Below are 17,326 nucleotides of genomic sequence, written 5' to 3' on the forward strand. Positions count from 1 at the left end.
AGCAGCCCATGGTGAAGATCCTGCTCGACCCCTCCATGTACCACCCCCACCTCAGCGTGGCCAAGGAGTGCCGCAAGGCCGCCGACCTGGGCTACGAATACATCGAGCTGTCACCGCGATTCGACTTCCACGAGTGGCACCACTACCCGAAGGTCGACGACGCCGAGATCGCCACGGTCAAGAAGGCCATGGCCGAGACCGGCGTGAAGATCTGGACCTTCAACCCGGTGTTCAACTGGGCCTCGCCGGACGAGCAGGAGCGGCAGGCGCAGGTCCGCAACTTCCGCCGGCTGCTGCAGATCGCCGAGGAGCTGGAGGTGCCGCTGATCGCGACCGAGCTCTCCGGGGACCCGAACGAGCCGCTCAAGAGCGAGCACCAGTTCTACCGCTCGATCGAGGAGCTGACCCCGGACTTCGAGAAGCGGGGGATCGAGTGCACCATCGAGGCGCACCCCTACGACTTCGTCGAGACGAACGAGCGCGCGGTCGGCATCGTGCGAGGCGTCAACAAGGCGTGGTTCAACTACGAGTTCTGCCTCCCGCACATGTTCCACCTGTCCGAGGGCAAGGGTGACCCTCGGGCGATGATGGAGTACGCCGGGCCGCGCCTCAAGCACCTGCACCTCGCCGACGTCTACAACCACCTCGCCAACGTGGGGAACCGCTACATCATCAACCCCCCTGGGGTCGACGCGCGGATCCACCAGCACAACGAGATCGGCAACGGTGAGGTCCCCTGGGACGACGTGTTCGGCTACCTTCGGGAGATCGACTACGACGGGCCGGTGTCGGTCTGCGTGTTCGGCTGGGAGGAAGACATGGACGCCATCCACGTGCGGATGCGGGAGCGGATCGAGCGGGAGCTCGGCGCGTGAGCAACGGTGCAGCACAACGGAAGTCGCTCGGAGTCGGCGTCATCAGCCTCGGCTGGATGGGTCGGCTCCACACGCGGTCCTACAAGTCGTTGGCGGAGCGCTACCCGGACCTTGCCGCCGATCTGCGTCTGGTGGCCGCCGCTGATCCTGTAGACAGTGCGCGCGAGTTCGCCACGACGGCAGCCGGTTTCGAGCGGGCCTACGCGGACTATCGCGACCTGCTTGCCGATCCGGACGTCGACATCGTCTCGATCTGCTCGCCGAACTTCCTGCACCGTGAGATCGCGCTCGCCGCGGTCGAGGCGGGCAAGCCGTTCTGGATCGAGAAGCCCATGGGCGTCGGCGCCCACGAGTCTCGCGAGATCGCCGAGGCCGCTGAGCGAGCCGGTCTGGTGACGGGGGTGGGCTTCAACTACCGGCACGCGCCGGCCGTCGCGCACCTGCGTCAGCTCGCGCGCTCCGGTGCGCTCGGGCGGGTGACGAACGTGCGCGTCTGGCTCATCGCGGACTACGCCTCGTCGCCGCAGGGTCCGCTCACCTGGCGCTACGACCGCGCCCGCGCTGGTGCCGGCGTGGTCGGGGACCTCATGTCGCACGGGGTTGACCTCGCGCAGTACGTCGTGGGTCGGATCAGCGAGGTCACGGCACTGACCAGCACGTTCATCGCTGACCGGCCCTACCCGCTCGGTCAGGGCGTGGGCCACGCAGCCGTCGCGGTGTCCGACGAGCGCGGTCCGGTGGAGAACGAGGACTACGTCAGCGTGCTCGCTCGGTTCGACTCCGGTGTCGTCGGGACGCTGGAGTCCTCGCGCGTCAGCGTCGGCCCGCGCTCGGAGTACGTCATCGAGGTCTACGGGACCTTGGGGTCGGCCCGCTGGAACTTCGAGGACCTGTCCCGGCTCGAGGTGTGCCTCGGCGACGGAGGTCTCAACCATGGCTACACGACCGTGCTGGCGGGGCCTGGGCACGGTGAGTTCTCGCGTTTCCAGCCCGGGCCCGGGATCCCGATGAGCTTCGACGACCTCAAGGCGGTCGAGGCCAAGCTCTTCGTCGAGTCTGTTCTCACGGGCGAGCAGCTCGCCCCGTCCGCCGCGGACGGGTGGTGCGCGGCCGAGATCGACGAGGCGATCGTCGCCTCCGCCGAGGATGGCCGCTGGCACACCGTAGAGCCGGTGGCCGGTCGCACGACGTTCGACGCCTGAGCGACGGGGTCCGTCCGCACGAACGACGGCTATCACGGTTGTGCAAATGTTCTGACAATCCATTGACACGCGGCTGTCTGGTCGGGCAGGCTCTCCCCAGAGATCCCAGTGCCGGGGTCCACCTTTGTGAGGAAGGGGCTGACATGACACATACTCACCCTTTGTCACCATCCACCGCCGCTCAACGTCGAGAGCGGGATCGAAAGGGAAACACCATGAACCGCACCCGCACCCTCTCTGGGGCCGCGGCCCTGGCCGCCGTCGCCGTCGTCGGACTGAGCGCTTGCAGCTCCTCCGGTGGCAAGCCGACCGAGACCGCTGCCGGGGGTGGTGGCGGTGCCGTCGCCAACACCCCGAAGATGACCGTCGCGATGATCACCCACGCGGCTCCGGGCGACACCTTCTGGGACCAGGTCCGCAAGGGCGCTGAGGACGCGGCGGCCAAGGACAACGTCACGCTGCAGTACACCGCCGACCCCGACGGGGCCAAGCAGGCCACCCTGGTGAAGCAGGCCGTCGACAAGAAGGTGGACGGCATCGCGGTCACGCTGGCCAAGCCCGACGCGATGAAGTCCGACGTCGAGGCGGCCCTGAAGGCCGGCGTCCCGGTGGTGGCCCTCAACGGCGGCCTCGAGGACTGGAAGGCCATGGGCGTCCTCGCCTACTTCGGGCAGGACGAGAAGATCGCCGGAGAGGCGGCCGGTGAGCAGCTCACCAAGGACGGTGCCAAGAAGACGCTGTGCGTGATCCAGGAGCAGGGTCACGTCGGGCTCGAGGCGCGCTGTGCGGGCACCGCCGAGAAGTTCCCCGCCACCGAGAAGATCTACGTCAAGGGCACGGACATGACCAACGTGCAGTCGACGATCACGGCAAAGCTCCAGCAGGACAAGACGATCGACCGCGTGCTCACGCTCGGTGCCCCCTTCGCCATGACCGCGCTCAAGTCCGTCTCCGAGGCGGGGAGCGCCGCCAAGGTGGTCACCTTCGACCTCAACACCGAGGCCAAGGCCGCTATCAAGGACGGGAAGATCGAGTGGGCTGTCGACCAGCAGCCCTACGTGCAGGGCTACATGGCGGTCGATTCGCTGTGGCTCAACGTCCAGAAGGGCGCCTCCATCGGTGGCGGTCAGGCGGTGCTGACCGGGCCCGCGTTCGTGACCAAGGCCAACGTCGACAAGCTGAAGTGACGTCATGAGCTTCGTAGACACCTCGGCCGCACCACCCGCGACCCCGCCGGCTCAGGCCAAGGACGACCGGGTCCAGCAACGATCGTTCACCGGGCTGCTGTTCAGCCGCCCGGAAATCGGTGCCCTCGTGGGTGCGATCGTCGTCGCCGCGCTGTTCTTGGCGGTGGCCCCGGCGTTCCGCAGCGTCAACAACGTCGGCACGATCCTCTACTCCTCGGCAGCGATCGGCATCGTCGCCGTTGCCGTGTCGATGCTCATGATCGGTGGAGAGTTCGACCTCTCGGCGGGTGTGGCGGCGACGACGTCAGGCATCACGGCTGCGCTGTCCGCGTGGAACCTGGGCCTCAACGTCTGGGTGGGCGTGCTGATCGCGCTGATCGTCTCGCTCGCCATCGGTGCCTTCAACGGGTGGTTGCTGATGCGCACCGGGCTGCCGAGCTTCCTCGTCACCCTGGGCACCTTCTTCGTGCTGCAGGGCGTCAACCTCGGCGTGACCCGGCTCATCACCGGCACCGTCGCCACCGCGAGGATCAACGACATGGACGGGTTCAACTCTGCGGCAGCCGTCTTCGGGTCGGAGTTCACCATCGACTTCCGCATGTTGTCGCTCCACATCGGTCCGATCCAGGTCAAGTCGCTGGTCATCTTCTGGATCGTCCTGACGATCATCACGGCCTACGTGCTGCAGCGGACCAAGATCGGCAACTGGGTCTACGCGGTCGGTGGCGACGCCGACGCGGCCCGCGCCGTCGGTGTCCCCGTCAAGGCGACGAAGATCGGCCTGTTCATGTTCGTCGGGTTCTGCTGCTGGGTGCTCGGCATGCACCTGCTGTTCGAGTACTCCGTCGTGCAGTCCGGCGAGGGCGTCGGCAAGGAGTTCATCTTCATCATCGCGGCCGTCGTCGGTGGCTGCCTGATGACGGGTGGTTACGGCTCGGTGATCGGTGCCGCACTCGGTGCGCTGATCTTCGGCATGACTCAGCTCGGCATCAACTACGCCGGCTGGAACGTCGACTGGTTCTACAGCTTCCTCGGCGTGATGCTGATCGGCGCCGTCCTGGTCAACATGTACGTCAAGAAGAAGGCGGATGCGCGATGAGTACCGCAGTGGCACACGAGCACGGTCAGGCCGCCGGCGACCAGCCCGCCCTGCTCCAGCTCGTTGACGTCGGCAAGTCCTACGGCAACGTCCACGCCCTGCGCGGGGTGAGCCTGCACGTCCGTCAGGGCGAGGTCACCTGCGTCCTCGGGGACAACGGCGCGGGCAAGTCCACCCTGATCAAGATCATGGCGGGCCTGCATAAGCACACCGACGGAGTCATGACGATCGGCGGCCAGGAGACCGTGTTCGGCTCTCCCCGCGAGGCGCAGGCGGCGGGCATCGCGACGGTCTATCAGCACCTGGCCCTCGCTCCGCTCATGTCGGTGTGGCGAAACTTCTTCCTGGGCAACGAGATCACCCGAGGCTTCGGCACGATGGACATCGCCTCGATGAAGCGCATCGCCGACGAGGAGCTGCGCAAGATGGGCATCGAGATCGGCGATCTCGACCGCCCGGTCGGAGGCCTGTCGGGTGGCCAGCGTCAGTGCATCGCGATCGCCCGCGCGATCTACTTCGGTGCGAAGGTGATCATCCTCGACGAGCCGACAGCAGCCCTCGGCGTCAAGCAGTCCGGTGTCGTGCTGAAGTACATCATCAAGGCCCGCGACGCCGGCCTCGGCGTCATCTTCATCACGCACAACCCGCACCACGCGTTCCTCGTCGGCAACCACTTCGTCATCCTCAAGCTCGGTCGAGTCGTCCTCGACGCGCACCGGGACGAGCTGACGCTGGACGAGCTGACCGGGCAGATGGCTGGTGGGCAGGAGCTCGAGGAGCTGTCGCACGAGCTGCGCTCCGCCGACCCCGGCAAGGTCGTCGACGCCCACACCGTCGAGCACGGCGAGATCGAGGCGCCGACGCTCGACCATCCGGCCGTGAAGCCGTAGCTCGTGCCGTCACCCGAGCTGTCACACGAGTTGTCTCACAACCGATCTCGATGAGGTAGGGCGAGGACGCCATGCAGACGCGCACGCTGGGCCGCACCGGCCTCGATGTCACCACGGTGTCGTTCGGCACCGCACCGATCGGCGGCCTGTTCGGCGACGTGAGCGAGGCCGACGCCATCCGGGTCGTGCACGAGGCCATCGACGCCGGCGTCACCTTCATCGACACCTCGCCGTACTACGGGTCCGCCGAGGAGCGCCTCGGGAAGGCGCTCACCGGCGGACTCCGCGACCGGATCGTGCTGGGCACCAAGGCCGGTCGTTATGGCGTGGACAGCTTCGACTTCTCCGCGAAGGGGATTCGGGCCAGCGTAGAGCGCAGCTTGCGTCTGCTCGGCACCGATCACGTCGACATCCTGCAGCTCCACGACATCGAGTTCGTCGACCTGCAGCCGGTGATCGACGAGGGCTACCCCGAGCTGCTGCGGCTGCGCGACGAAGGCAAGTGCCGCTTCATCGGCATGACGGGCTATCCGATCTCGGTGTTCGAGCGGGTCGTGCGCGAGTGCGACCTGGACGTGGTGCTGACCTACGCCCACGGCACCCTGCTCGACGACTCGATCGCCACCCGCCTCGGGCCGATCGCGGACGAGCGCGGGACGGGTCTGATCAACGCGGCCGCCGTAGCGCTCGGGCTGCTGACACCGCGTGGCCCCGCCGCCGGCGACGGCCACCCCGCCACGCCGGTCATCCGGGAGGCGGCGGATCGGATGCGGGCCGTCTGCGCCGAGGCGGGAGTCGACATCGCCTTCCTCGCCAACCAGTACGCCATCCAGCGCGCCGGCTGCCCGACCACCCTTGTGGGCACCGCCAAGTCGGCTCACCTGCGCTCCGCCCTCGAGGCGGCGGACGCGCCCATCGACGAGGATCTGCTCGCTGCGGTGCTCGCCTGCCGCCCCGACCCCGCCGAGGCGTCCTGGCCGTCGGGCCTGGTCGACTGATCGTCAGCGGCCTGCCAGCGGATAGGCCTCAGCGGACCCGTGATCAGCGGGTCTGCTGACGGTCCTCCAGGCCGGCGAGCGTCTTGCCGAGCTGCTCGGAGGTCATCCGCTGGGCAAGCGCGTCGCGCACGAGATCGGCCTGGGTAGGCGGAGCCATCCCGTCGACCGGCTGGTCGCGGTCCAGGTTGGTCGGGAAGGCGTAGCCCTCCGCGCTCGCGGCGACCACCCGGTCTACGCGCTCCTGGGTGAGGCCGGACTCGAGCCGGTCCAGCAGCGTGGGGTAGAGCGCCTCGGACATGCGCCGACGGTCTACGGTCTCCATCGCGCGACCGAAGGGTGAGGACACCTGCAGCAGGTTCGCCATGCGACGAATGTCGTTGGTGCGGTTGGTGCCCGCCGCGTGGAAGAGCGCGGGGTTGAAGAAGACGGCGTCGCCCTTGGCCAGCGGCAGCTGGATGTGGTGGGCGACGAAGTAGTCCTGGAACTCCGGCCGCCAGTAGGCGAGGTAACCCAGCTCGTACTTCTGCGAGTGCGGGAGGTAGAGCGTGGGGCCGGACTCCACGGGCATGTCGACGTGCGCGACCGCTCCCTGCAGCGTGAGCATGGCGCTCATCTTGTGGATCGGCGACGCGAACTGCGAGGACACATCAGGGGATTGGAAGCCCAGGTGGTAGTCGCGGTGCACGGTCTGGCCGGCGCCCCCGGGGTTGACGACGTTGAGCTGGCTGGTGACCTGGTAACCGGGGCCGAGCCAGGACGTGGCGGCCAGCGCAAGCATGTCGTTGTCGTAGTAGTCGACGAACACGTCGGGGTGCTCGACAGCGAGCTTCTCGAGCGCGTTCCACACGCGGTCGTTGGCGCCCGGCTTGGCGAAGTGGTCGCCGCTCTTGATGCCGTCCTCGCGCTGCTGGAGGATCAGGTCGTTGAACGCATCCGTCGCGCGATCGACCACGTCGTCCTCGAATGCACCGGTGAGCACGACGATCCCGGGGCCGTCCGCCAAGGCGCGGTAGATCTCCTCCTGGATCTCGCCCCCACGGCCGGCCGCGAGTGCCTCACGGACAGAGCCGGAGTCGTAGACCACGACCTCCTGCTCGATGCGCGCGGCGGTCGGGTAGTCGGAGGGATCGGTGTGATCGTCCAGCACCCGGAGCAGGTCGTCCAGGTTGCAGTCCTCAGTCTTCAGCCAGTGCTGACGGGTCATCGCACACCTCTCGCCACATCGCGGAATTTGTGCTGTCATTCTGTCATGACCTTTCCCACGACGCTACCCCCGGCGCGCACCCCGGATCGACGGTCGGCTCCCGCTCTGCGGTGGGGTCTGCTGGGCACCGGGTGGATCGCCGACAAGTTCGCCACCGCCCTGCACGAGCACACCGATCAGGTGGTGCAGGCCGTGGGTTCGCGCTCGCAGGGCAGCGCCGACCGGTTCGCGAGCGGCTATGGCGTGACCACGGCGCATGGCAGCTACGAGGCGCTGGTCGACGACCCGGACGTGGACGTCGTCTATGTCGCGACACCGCACCCGCAGCACGTCGAGCACGCGCTGCTGGCCATCGAGGCGGGCAAGCCCGTGCTGGTCGAGAAGCCGATGGCGATCAACGCGGCGGGAGCCGAGCAGATTGCGGCCGCCGCGCGCGCCCAGGGCGTCTTCGCGATGGAGGCCATGTGGACCTTGGCCCTGCCCAAGATGGACGTCGTGCGTCAGCTCCTCGACGACGGCGCCCTGGGTGAGCTCTACCTCGCCACAGCGGATCTCGGGGAGTACTTCGACCCGTCCCATCGGATCTACGACCCTCAGCTGGCGGGCGGGGCGATGCTCGATCTCGCGACCTACCCGATCACCTTCGCCACCTGGGCGCTGGGCGAGGTGACCGACGTCAGCGCGTCGGGGATGCGGGCCCCCACCGGAGTCATGGGTCAGGTGGGCGTGACCCTGACGCACCGCGTTGGCGGGCCGGGCGGGCAGAGCGGCCAGGGCGCATACGGCGGACACCCGGCCCAGTCCGTGCTCTACGCCAGCATGCTCGCGCAGACGCCCACCACGGCCACGGTCGCCGGCGCAGATGGCTACCTGGCGATCGACGGATTCTTCTTCAAGCCAGGGGGATTCACGCTGACCTCCCGCGGGGGACAAGTCCTGCGCTACGACGAGCCGACGATCGGCAACGGTGGGCTCTCGTTCGAGGGGTGCGACGCCTCTCGCTGCATCGGGGAGGGGCTGCTCGAGTCGCCGCGGCGACCGCTGGACGCCACCATCGACACGCTACGCGTGATGGACCGGGTGCGCGCAGCCACCGGAGACCGCTTCGTCATGGAGGCCTAGCCGACCGGCTGGGCAGCGCACGTCCTAGGTGCGGGGAGCACTCGCTTCATCGAAGCAGGCGAGGGCCGTGTCCCGGGCGCGAATCAGCGCGTCGCGCAACGGGAGAGCGCGGTGCTCGATCGAGAGGATCTCGACCCCCCACGGTCCGCCGAAGCCGACCTCGCGCATGGTGCGGATGAAGCCGGCCACGTCCTGATCGCCCTCGCCGCAGTACCGCCGGTGGTCGCGGGTGTCAGGGAAGAGCTCGGTGCCCTGCATCTCGCGGTCTGCGTCGCACAGCTCGACCGCGACGACGATCTCCGGGCTCAGACACGCGGCGAGCTCGGTCAGAGAGGTGTTGGCGCGAAACACGTGCCAGTAGTCGACCGCCAGCCCGCAGGCCGGGTGATCGACCGCCCGCACCAGCTCGGCACCCTGCGGCATCGAGGCGATGTGCGCAAACGGCAACGGCTCCAAGGCAACTCGCGTGCCCACCGCCGCGGCCCGCTCGGCCAGCCGTCGCAGGGGCGCGACGAGGGGGCCGATGTCGTCGACAGCCGGACCGATGCCCGGACCCACCTTGATGAACGGCGCACCCAGCGCGGCGGTCGCCTCGAGCAGCAGCTCGGCGCGGCGACCCGCGTCGGTCTGGCCGTCCTCGAAGCCGGGCAGCCACCAGTCCTGCACGAGCTCTACCTCGATGTGGTGAAGGCCGTTGTCCTGCAGCAGGGCTCGCAGACCGTCGAAGCCAATGGTGTCGCGGCCCGCGACCAGGTCGTCCGCTACGAGACCCATGCCGACCCATCCGGTCTGCGCCACCTCGCGCACCCGGTCCTCGAGCGTGAACGTGCTGCGCTGGTCCGCTGCACCCGGGACGGCCCCGCCCGCGCTCGTCCAGCACGTGGCGACGAGCTCCGGCATCAGACCGACAGGTCGACGTCGATGACCCGCCGCTCCTTGGCGGACCGGGCGGCGGCATCGGCGAGCACCAGTGCGGCCCAGCCGTCGTGGAAGGTCGGGCTCGTGGACGGCTCGCCGCGCACGGCGTGCAGGAAGGCGACGAGCTCGAGCTGATACGCCACGGCGTAGCGCTCGAGGAAGGAGTTCTGGTAGGGCTCGCGAGCCTCCACCTGGTCGGCGCCCCACCGTCGGACCAGGGTGTCGGTCACGTTGCTGACCTCCAGCAGACCCTCGGAGCCGAACGCCTCGGCGCGCTGGTCGTAGCCGTAGGCGGCGTGCCGCGAGTTGGTGACGACGACCTGCTGCCCCGAGCTCGAGGTCATGGTCACGATCACGGAGTCGTAGTCGTCGATGCTCTTGATCTCGTCGCTGAACTGGGCCACGCCGCAGGCGGATACGGAGACGATGTCGGGGACGAAGTTCCGCGCCATGTCGAAGTCGTGGATCGTCATGTCGCGGAAGATGCCGCCGGACGACGCGAGGTACTCGATGGGCGCCGGCGCGGGGTCGCGGCTGACGATGCTCAGCTGCTCGAGGGTGCCGATCTCTCCCGCCTGCACCCGACGGTGCAGCTCGGCGAAGTGCGGGTCGAAGCGGCGGTTGAAGCCGAGGACGATCGGGATGGACGCTGCGGTTGCCTTGGGACGCAACGACTCCACTCGCTCGATGTCCAGATCGATGGGCTTCTCGCAGAGCACCGGCTTGTCCGCGTCGATGCAGGCGTCGATGAGGTCGACGTGCGTGGGGGTGGGGGAGGCGATGATCACCGCGTCGACCTGGTCGGAGGTGATCAGCTCCTCCGGCGTCCCGTAGACCGTGCTGCCGAACCGCGCGGCAGTCGCCTCCGCGGCGGTCGGGACGGCGTCGACGACGCCGGCGAGCTCGGCACCGGGCGTCGCGACGATGCTGAGGGCGTGGACCTGGCCGATGCGGCCGCAGCCGATCAGGCCGATGCGGACCGGGGCGGGGGACATGGCGACTCCTTCGTGCGCTGGCTGTGGGGTGCTGACCTCTCATTTGTCAGAACGATCTGACAATAGCGGTCGCGGTCCCGACCCGCCAGAGGCGACACCCCGCCAGAGCCGAGCCGTAGGCTGGGCCCATGCGGCACCACGACCTGGTCATCATCGGCACGGGCTCCGGCAACTCCGTCATCACTCCTGAGCTGGCCCACCTCGACATCGCGATCATCGAGCGGGGACGCTTCGGGGGTACCTGCCTCAACGTCGGATGCATCCCGACCAAGATGTTCGTCTACCCCGCCGACGTCATCGTCTCGGCGCTGGCGCTGGACCGGCTCGGGGCGCACTTCGAGAGCCCGAGCGCTCGCTGGCGCGAGGCGCGGGACCGCGTGTTCGCGCGCGTCGACGCGATCGCCGACGGGGGCGAGGCCTACCGTCGCAGCGATCCCAACGTCACGGTCTACGACGAGACGGCGCGGTTCGTGGGGGAGCGCACCCTGGACACGGGGACCGGAGAGATCGTGACCGGCGACCAGGTCGTCGTCGCCGCCGGCGGGCGACCGCGGATGCCCGACGTGGACGGGCTCCGCGAGGCCGACCCGGGGCGCGGCGTGCACACGTCCGACACGATCATGCGCATCGACGAGGTGCCGGCGCGGATCGCGATCGTGGGTGGCGGGTTCATCGCCAGCGAGTTCGCCCACGTGCTGGGCGCATTCGGGTCCGACGTCACGTGGATCCAGCGCAGCCCGACGCTGCTCACCAAGGACGACGAGGACATCCAGATCGCCTTCACCCGCGAGCAGGCCAAGCGGTTCGACCTGCGGCTGTCGACGATCGTCACCGGCGCCACGCGGGAGGGCGGCGTCTGGTCGCTGGATCTGCAAGGGCCGCAAGGCCACTCACGAGTCGAGGTCGACGCGGTGCTGGTGGCGTTGGGCCGCATCCCCAACACCGACATCCTGGACGTGGCGGCCGGCGGGCTCGCGACGCACCACGACGGACGACTGGTGGTCGACGACTACCAGCGGGCGACGGTCGAGGGCGTCTGGGGGCTTGGCGACATCAGCAGCCCCTACCAGCTCAAGCACGTCGCCAACCACGAAGCCCGTGTCGTGGCACACAATCTCGCGTTCCCCGACGACCTGATCAAGAGCGACCACCGGTTCGTCCCCGCGGCGACGTTCGGCTACCCGCAGGTCGCCTCGTTCGGTCCGACCGAGCGGCAGCTGAAGGTCGAGGGCCGTGACTACGTTGTGAAGGTGCAGCAGTACGGCGACACCGCGTACGGCTGGGCGATGGAGGACACCGTCGGGTTCGTCAAGGTGCTCGCCGACCCGCACTCCAAGCGCCTGATCGCCGCGCACCTCATGGGCTACCAGGCCTCGAACCTGATCCAGCCGCTGATCCAGATGGCCTCGCTCGGCAACACCGTCCCGGAGGTCGCCCGCGGTCAGTACTGGATCCACCCGGCGTCGATGGAGGTCGTCGAGAACGCGCTCCTGGGGCTGGAGCTGACATGAGCGATCCCCTCGAGACCCGTGAGCCGCGCGGTCCGTGGCTGGGCCTGTCGCCGTGGGCGTGGCTCGGTCGCGTCGGCGTCGCCATCCTGTTCCTGGTGCTGGCTTCTCGGCTGAATCGCAGCGGTCTCAGCCTGCTGCTGGCGGTGCTGCTCGTGCTGTCCGCGGCGATCCTCGTCGTGCAACCGGTGGTGGACCACATCACCCGGACACAGGGTCTACGCCTGCGCCGGTGACCATCCAGCGTGACGTGTGCGAGCGCAGCCAGAGCAGCGCACCGCGCCCGATCATGAACGTGGAGAACGCGATCCACAGCCACACCGCACCGTGCACCGCGGCTTCGACGGGGCTCGCCCCGACCCAGGACGGTGGCCCCAGCCACCGCACGAGCGCGATGACCGGCAGATAGCCGACGAGCACCGCGAGCTGCGCGCGGGCGAGCCAGGGTCCGTCCCCCGCGCCGATCAGCACGCCGTCGAGGACGAAGACGATCCCGGCGACCGGCTGGATGATCGCCACGACGACCAACGCGCCCGAGATCGCGGCGCGCGTCGCCTCGTCCCCGGTGAAAAGCGTTGGCAGCACGGTGTGCACGGCCAGCACCAGCACCCCCACGACAAATCCGTAGACCGCACCCCACCGCACCATGAGGCTGGTCGTGGCGCGCGTGGCGGCTCGGTCGCCGGCACCGAGGGAGCGACCGGTGAGTGCCTGCGCGGCGATAGCGAGGGCGTCGAGGGAGAACGCGAGGAAGGTCCAGACGGTCGAAGTCACTTGGTATGCAGCGAGAGTCGCGTCGCCGAAGCCGGCCGCCGTCCACGTGGTGAGGAGCAGCACGGCGCGCAGCGCCAGGGTGCGCACCAGCAGCGGCACCCCCTCGCGACCGGCCGCGAGCACGCGCGTGGGGTGCGGGTGCAGCGAGGCGTTCTTGCGCCGGGCCTCACCCACCACGACGACCAGGAGGGCTACCGCCATCAGCCACTGGGCGATGACGGTGCCGAGCGCGGAGCCGGCGACGCCGAGGTGCACGCCGTAGACCAGGACGTAGTTGAGCGCGACGTTGAGGGTGAAGCCGGCCACCGAGACGACGAGCGGGGTGCGCGTGTCGAGCATGCCGCGCAGGATGCCGGTCGCGGCCAGCACCACGAGCATGGCCGGTAGACCGATGGCCGAGAACCGCAGGTAGCTCACCGCGTGCGGCAGCGCGTCCGCGCTCGCCCCGAGGGCGCGACAGATGTCGGTGGCGCCCACCGCGACCACGACCGCGGTGAGCGCGCCGAGGACGACCGAGAGCCAGACGCCATCGATGCCGACGGCCAACGCCTGGTCCTCGCGGCCCGCGCCGAGGCGTCGGGCGACCGCGCTGGTCGTGCCGTATGCGAGGAAGACGAAGACGTTCGCGGCCGTCAGCAGGGCCGCGCTGGCCACGCCGAGGCCGGCGAGCTGGGCGACGCCGAGGTGACCGACGATGGCGGAGTCGGCGAGCAGGAAGAGAGGCTCGGCCACGAGGGCCAGGAAGGCCGGGACGGCGAGGCGCAGGACCTCGCGCGCGGGGTTCTCCGGGAGTGTTGCGCTGGTGCGGGGAGACGTGTCGGGCACCCGGCCACCCTAGGCCCGAGCGCGTTCGTGCAGGCGAGGGGCGTAGATCGGTCCATCGACCTGCGTCGATCACGGTGCGTGATATTCACCCTCCTTCGGCCGAACGGCCGCGTAGCACGGATCCGTCGCGGAGAGAGACTCATGGTCCATCTTTTCCACACCGCCGCAGACTTGACCCGAATGGGCTAATGAGGACAACTTTCTTGCCGTACACATGGCGTTCACCTCGTTCGCGCAGGTCAGCGGCCTGGGGAAGCGTAGATCACGGGAAAGTCACACCCTGTCCCCAGGGTTATCCACAGGTTCCACCGGCGACGCGCCGCCGTTGTCCCCACGTTATCCACAGGGGGATAATTCGGACGTTTGATGGGGCCGGGCTGGCGACTTAGCGTGTCCGTGTTGCCTCCGTCGGAGTGCGCGGCCCGGCCCCTCACCAGGGCGGGGAGCCGAGCGCTGACCTGGGCGGCGGGCTCGTCGATCTCGTGCACGCGCGCCCGCGCCCTGGCCAACGCCCGGAGCCGTCCGGCCTCTCGGCCCGACACCCGGTCCCCCTTGGGGGGGTCTGTCAGTGGTCGGTGCTGTAGTGGTCGGAGCAGTTGATGAACGTGTTCCGGAAGGGGGCCTGCGGTGACGATCTCCGAGCTCAGTGGTCGGCGAGGTCGCTCTGGCGGCGACAGCTACGACGACGGCTATGGCGAGGAGTCGCAGCTCGACCGCACCCCACCCCAGGACGTCGACGCCGAGCGTTCGGTCCTCGGGTCGATGATGCTCAGCAAGGACGCCATCGCCGACTGTGTCGAGGCGCTGCGCGGCAAGGACTTCTACCGCCCCGCCCACGAGTCGATCTTCGAGGCGATCCTCGACCTCTACGGCCGCGGCGAGCCCGCCGACGCGATCACCGTGGCCGACGAGCTCACCAAGCGTGGCGACATCCAGCGCATCGGCGGTCAGGCCTACCTCCACCAGCTGATCCAGGCGGTCCCCACGGCCGCCAACGCGGGCTACTACGCCGAGATCGTCCAGGAGCGCGCCGTCCTGCGTCGCCTGGTCGAGGCCGGCACGCGTATCGTGCAGATGGGCTACGGCCATGCCGGCGACGTCGAGGACATCGTCAACCAGGCCCAGGCCGAGGTCTACGGTGTCGCCGACAAGCGAGCCGCCGAGGACTACGTCATCATCGGCGACATCCTTGAGGCTACCGTCGACGAGATCGAGCACGCTGCCGGCTCCACCGGCGAGATGCTCGGCGTCCCCACCGGCTTCACCGAGCTGGATTCTTTGACCAACGGTCTGCACCCCGGACAGATGATTGTCATTGCGGCGCGGCCGGCAATGGGCAAATCGACCCTGGCACTTGATATTGCCCGTTCTGCGGCTATTCATCACAACAAGGCGACCGTCTTCTTCAGCCTCGAGATGAGCAAGAACGAGATCACCACCCGCCTGCTCTCGGCCGAGGCGTCGCTGCAGCTGCAGAAGCTCCGCAAGGGCCAGGTGGACGACCAGGACTGGACTAAGATCGCGCGCACCGTCGGCCGGCTCTCGGACGCGCCGCTGTTCATCGACGACAGCCCCAACATGTCGCTCATGGAGATCCGGGCGAAGTGTCGGCGCCTCAAGATGAGCCACAACCTCAAGCTCGTCGTCATCGACTACCTGCAGCTGATGAGCTCCGGCAAGCGCGTCGAGTCGCGCCAGCAGGAGGTCTCGGAGTTCTCCCGAGCCCTCAAGCTCTTGGCCAAGGAGATCGAGGTCCCGGTCATCGCGCTCTCTCAGCTGAACCGTGGTCCTGAGCAGCGAACGGACAAGAAGCCCCAGGTCAGCGACCTTCGTGAGTCTGGCTGCCTGACAGCCGACTCGCGGGTGCTGCGCGCCGACACGGGTGCCGAGACCACGATGGGCGAGCTCTTCGAGTCCGGCGCTCGCGACGTCCCGGTGTGGTCGCTCGACGAGTCGCTGCGGTACGTGACGCGTCACCTGACCCACGTCTTCTCCACCGGGATCAAGCCCGTGTTCCGGCTGACTCTCGCCTCGGGCAAGACGATCCGAGCGACCGAGAACCACCCATTCCTCACCTATGGCGGCTGGCGGGCCCTGGGCGACATTCATGCGGGGGACGCGGTCGCTGTGCCTCAGCACGTGCCGGCCCCTCGTGAGTGCCAGCCTGTGACTCAGGACGCGATCGACAACTGGATCGCGGCGGCGTCCCGGGGAGTTGAACTGCCTGACGAGGTCTTCTACGCACCAAAGCAGACGATCCGTGATGTGGTAGCGACGCTCTGGACTACTCACCACAGAGTGGAGTTGGACGAGGACGGATGTCGTGCGGTGCTGCGGACGGCGCTGACGGGGGACGCCGTTGCGCAGCAGGTCAGCCGCCTGCTTCTGCGGTTTGGCATCTCGGTCAGGTCGGTCGCCGGGGACGGTCGCCTGGTCATCGCAGACCCGGACAGCCAGCGTCGTTTCCTGCAGGAGGTGTGGTGTGAGGGTGAAGCCGCCGCCAATCTCCTAGCCATGGTGCGCAACCGCTCGACGCCCGAGATACCGACGGCATCGTCTGAGGCCTGGGGCGCTGTGTCGGAGGTGCTCGCAGAATCTGACAGCGAGGAGGGAAGCCTCGGCACGCTGACTCACGTCCTTGACGAGATCGACCTCGAGCTGATGGCCGTCAACGATGTGCTCTGGGACGAGGTGAGTGAGATCGAGTTGGTCGGAATGGAAGAGGTCTTCGACGCCACCGTGCTCGGCGGTCACAACTTCATCGCCAATGGCATCGCCGTCCACAACAGCATCGAGCAGGACGCGGATATGGTGATGCTTTTGCATCGCGAATCGGTCTACGAGAAAGAATCGCCCCGCGAAGGTGAGGCCGACATCATCGTTGCCAAGCACCGTAACGGACCAACTGGCACGATCGTGGTTGCCTTCCAGGGGCACTACAGCCGCTTCACGAACATGGCGAACAACTTCTAGGCACCTGTCGAGAGGCGGCGAACCCTCCACGAAGGGCTGTCGAGATGCAGCTGTCGAGATGCAGTGAGTCTTGTAAGAACGGCCCTTCATTCTAAGAATTAGCTGACGTTATGCATCTCGGGCGCGTCTCGCGCTCTGGGTTATGGGGCTGGCTCGGAGTGAGCGCGCCGAGACGAGCGGTCAACGGCTTGCGCGAGCGGCCTCCCACTCGCGGCGTAGCAGGCCGAACGTCCAGTCGTGGGATACCTCCCCGTCGACGATGACATTCTCCCGCAGGGTGCCTTCAAGGGTGAACCCAAGCTTCTCAAGGACCCGCCCGGACGCGCGGTTGCGCGTGTCCGCCTGCGCCGAGACGCGATTGAGGTTCATGGCCGGGAAGGCCCAGTCGAGCAGCGCCTGGCCGGCCTCGGTGGCATACCCGTGCCCCCACGCGTCCTCGGCTAGTACGTAGCCCAAGTTGGCCTTGCGGCTGACTGGGTCCCACCGCTGCAAGCCAATCCACCCGAGAAAGGCGGCATCCTCTCGACGGTCCACGGCAACGCGGGCGCCGGAGGCTTCTTCGGCGAGGGCACGGCACCGAGCGAGGAAGCGATCGGCCTGGGCCATCTCGGTCCACGGGCTCGAGTCCCAGTACTGCATCACCGGCGCACTCGCGTGCAAGAGGTAAACCGCGTTACGGTCGTCATCCCTGAAGGGGCGCAGGACGAGGCGGGCTGTCGTCAGGGTCGGGGTTGGAAGCACCACGAACGTCATCAT

At 68.2% G+C, this 17,326-nt stretch carries 15 protein-coding genes; 10 read left to right on the forward strand and 5 right to left on the reverse strand.

Features of this window, described 5'->3' with window-relative positions:
• Positions 1 to 8: 8 nt before the first annotated feature.
• The 6 genes from MM440_RS06620 (at position 9) to MM440_RS06645 (ending at position 6,251) form a co-directional block, all read left to right on the forward strand.
• Positions 9 to 875, forward strand: coding sequence for a sugar phosphate isomerase/epimerase family protein (locus MM440_RS06620; RefSeq protein ID WP_241443535.1), 867 nt, complete (start codon positions 9 to 11; stop codon positions 873 to 875).
• Positions 872 to 2,077 carry a Gfo/Idh/MocA family protein gene (locus tag MM440_RS06625; RefSeq protein ID WP_284284941.1) on the forward strand — a complete coding sequence of 402 codons (1,206 nt, stop codon included), beginning with the start codon at positions 872 to 874 and terminating at the stop codon, positions 2,075 to 2,077. Before MM440_RS06620 ends, MM440_RS06625 begins: the two co-directional genes overlap by 4 nt.
• A 215-nt stretch (positions 2,078 to 2,292) precedes the next feature.
• Positions 2,293 to 3,264 carry a sugar ABC transporter substrate-binding protein gene (locus MM440_RS06630; RefSeq protein WP_241443536.1) on the forward strand — a complete coding sequence of 324 codons (972 nt, stop codon included), beginning with the start codon at positions 2,293 to 2,295 and terminating at the stop codon, positions 3,262 to 3,264.
• A gap of 4 nt (positions 3,265 to 3,268) precedes the next feature.
• Positions 3,269 to 4,363, forward strand: a complete 1,095-nt coding sequence (locus MM440_RS06635) for an ABC transporter permease (RefSeq protein WP_241443537.1) — start codon at positions 3,269 to 3,271, stop codon at positions 4,361 to 4,363.
• Positions 4,360 to 5,253, forward strand: a complete 894-nt coding sequence (locus MM440_RS06640; RefSeq protein ID WP_241443538.1) for an ATP-binding cassette domain-containing protein — start codon at positions 4,360 to 4,362, stop codon at positions 5,251 to 5,253. Before MM440_RS06635 ends, MM440_RS06640 begins: the two co-directional genes overlap by 4 nt.
• Positions 5,254 to 5,324: 71 nt before the next feature.
• Positions 5,325 to 6,251 (forward strand): aldo/keto reductase, encoded by a 927-nt coding sequence (locus tag MM440_RS06645; protein ID WP_241443539.1) that lies wholly within the window; start codon positions 5,325 to 5,327, stop codon positions 6,249 to 6,251.
• Positions 6,252 to 6,294: 43 nt separating this feature from the next.
• Here MM440_RS06645 and MM440_RS06650 read toward each other — a convergent pair whose 3' ends face one another.
• Entirely contained in the window at positions 6,295 to 7,455 is a 1,161-nt protein-coding gene (locus MM440_RS06650) for a phytanoyl-CoA dioxygenase family protein (RefSeq protein WP_241443540.1), read from the reverse strand.
• Positions 7,456 to 7,500: 45 nt separating this feature from the next.
• Between MM440_RS06650 and MM440_RS06655 the strand changes: the two genes are divergently transcribed.
• A complete protein-coding gene (locus MM440_RS06655) occupies positions 7,501 to 8,577 on the forward strand; it encodes a Gfo/Idh/MocA family protein (protein ID WP_241443541.1) in 1,077 nt (358 codons plus the stop codon).
• Positions 8,578 to 8,601: 24 nt separating this feature from the next.
• Here MM440_RS06655 and MM440_RS06660 read toward each other — a convergent pair whose 3' ends face one another.
• Positions 8,602 to 9,477, reverse strand: a complete 876-nt coding sequence (locus MM440_RS06660; protein ID WP_241443542.1) for a sugar phosphate isomerase/epimerase family protein — start codon at positions 9,475 to 9,477, stop codon at positions 8,602 to 8,604.
• Positions 9,477 to 10,490, reverse strand: a complete 1,014-nt coding sequence (gene iolG / locus MM440_RS06665) for an inositol 2-dehydrogenase (RefSeq protein ID WP_241443543.1) — start codon at positions 10,488 to 10,490, stop codon at positions 9,477 to 9,479. The genes MM440_RS06660 and iolG overlap by 1 nt, the downstream gene beginning before the upstream one ends.
• A gap of 128 nt (positions 10,491 to 10,618) precedes the next feature.
• Here iolG and MM440_RS06670 point away from each other — a divergent pair, with 128 nt between their 5' ends.
• Both MM440_RS06670 and MM440_RS06675 read left to right on the forward strand, forming a co-directional pair.
• Positions 10,619 to 12,001, forward strand: a complete 1,383-nt coding sequence (locus tag MM440_RS06670) for a mycothione reductase (RefSeq protein ID WP_241443544.1) — start codon at positions 10,619 to 10,621, stop codon at positions 11,999 to 12,001.
• Positions 11,998 to 12,234 carry a hypothetical protein gene (locus MM440_RS06675; protein WP_241443545.1) on the forward strand — a complete coding sequence of 79 codons (237 nt, stop codon included), beginning with the start codon at positions 11,998 to 12,000 and terminating at the stop codon, positions 12,232 to 12,234. Before MM440_RS06670 ends, MM440_RS06675 begins: the two co-directional genes overlap by 4 nt.
• Here the strand turns inward: MM440_RS06675 and MM440_RS06680 are convergent.
• Positions 12,200 to 13,597, reverse strand: coding sequence for an MATE family efflux transporter (locus MM440_RS06680; RefSeq protein WP_241443546.1), 1,398 nt, complete (start codon positions 13,595 to 13,597; stop codon positions 12,200 to 12,202). The two genes, MM440_RS06675 and MM440_RS06680, sit on opposite strands and share 35 nt — an antisense overlap.
• Positions 13,598 to 14,224: 627 nt before the next feature.
• Here MM440_RS06680 and dnaB point away from each other — a divergent pair.
• Positions 14,225 to 16,570, forward strand: a complete 2,346-nt coding sequence (dnaB, locus tag MM440_RS06685; protein WP_241443547.1) for a replicative DNA helicase — start codon at positions 14,225 to 14,227, stop codon at positions 16,568 to 16,570.
• Between the two features lie 180 nt (positions 16,571 to 16,750).
• Here the strand turns inward: dnaB and MM440_RS06690 are convergent, their stop codons facing one another.
• A complete protein-coding gene (locus tag MM440_RS06690) occupies positions 16,751 to 17,326 on the reverse strand; it encodes a GNAT family N-acetyltransferase (RefSeq protein ID WP_241443548.1) in 576 nt (191 codons plus the stop codon).

Source organism: Arsenicicoccus piscis (assembly GCF_022568835.1).
GTDB classification, from domain to species: Bacteria; Actinomycetota; Actinomycetes; order Actinomycetales; family Dermatophilaceae; genus Arsenicicoccus; species Arsenicicoccus piscis.

What these genes read in the sequence shown, in the direction of transcription:
- MM440_RS06635 (WP_241443537.1), top strand. Translation starts at nt 3,269, where the DNA reads ATGAGCTTCGTAGACACCTCGGCCGCACCACCCGCGACCCCGCCGGCT.
- MM440_RS06640 (WP_241443538.1), top strand. Translation starts at nt 4,360, where the DNA reads ATGAGTACCGCAGTGGCACACGAGCACGGTCAGGCCGCCGGCGACCAG.
- MM440_RS06670 (WP_241443544.1), top strand. Translation starts at nt 10,619, where the DNA reads ATGCGGCACCACGACCTGGTCATCATCGGCACGGGCTCCGGCAACTCC.
- MM440_RS06655 (WP_241443541.1), top strand. Translation starts at nt 7,501, where the DNA reads ATGACCTTTCCCACGACGCTACCCCCGGCGCGCACCCCGGATCGACGG.
- MM440_RS06650 (WP_241443540.1), bottom strand. Translation starts at nt 7,455, where the DNA reads ATGACCCGTCAGCACTGGCTGAAGACTGAGGACTGCAACCTGGACGAC.
- MM440_RS06690 (WP_241443548.1), bottom strand. Translation starts at nt 17,326, where the DNA reads ATGATGACGTTCGTGGTGCTTCCAACCCCGACCCTGACGACAGCCCGC.
- MM440_RS06630 (WP_241443536.1), top strand. Translation starts at nt 2,293, where the DNA reads ATGAACCGCACCCGCACCCTCTCTGGGGCCGCGGCCCTGGCCGCCGTC.
- MM440_RS06660 (WP_241443542.1), bottom strand. Translation starts at nt 9,477, where the DNA reads ATGCCGGAGCTCGTCGCCACGTGCTGGACGAGCGCGGGCGGGGCCGTC.
- MM440_RS06675 (WP_241443545.1), top strand. Translation starts at nt 11,998, where the DNA reads ATGAGCGATCCCCTCGAGACCCGTGAGCCGCGCGGTCCGTGGCTGGGC.
- MM440_RS06620 (WP_241443535.1), top strand. Translation starts at nt 9, where the DNA reads ATGGTGAAGATCCTGCTCGACCCCTCCATGTACCACCCCCACCTCAGC.
- iolG (WP_241443543.1), bottom strand. Translation starts at nt 10,490, where the DNA reads ATGTCCCCCGCCCCGGTCCGCATCGGCCTGATCGGCTGCGGCCGCATC.
- MM440_RS06645 (WP_241443539.1), top strand. Translation starts at nt 5,325, where the DNA reads ATGCAGACGCGCACGCTGGGCCGCACCGGCCTCGATGTCACCACGGTG.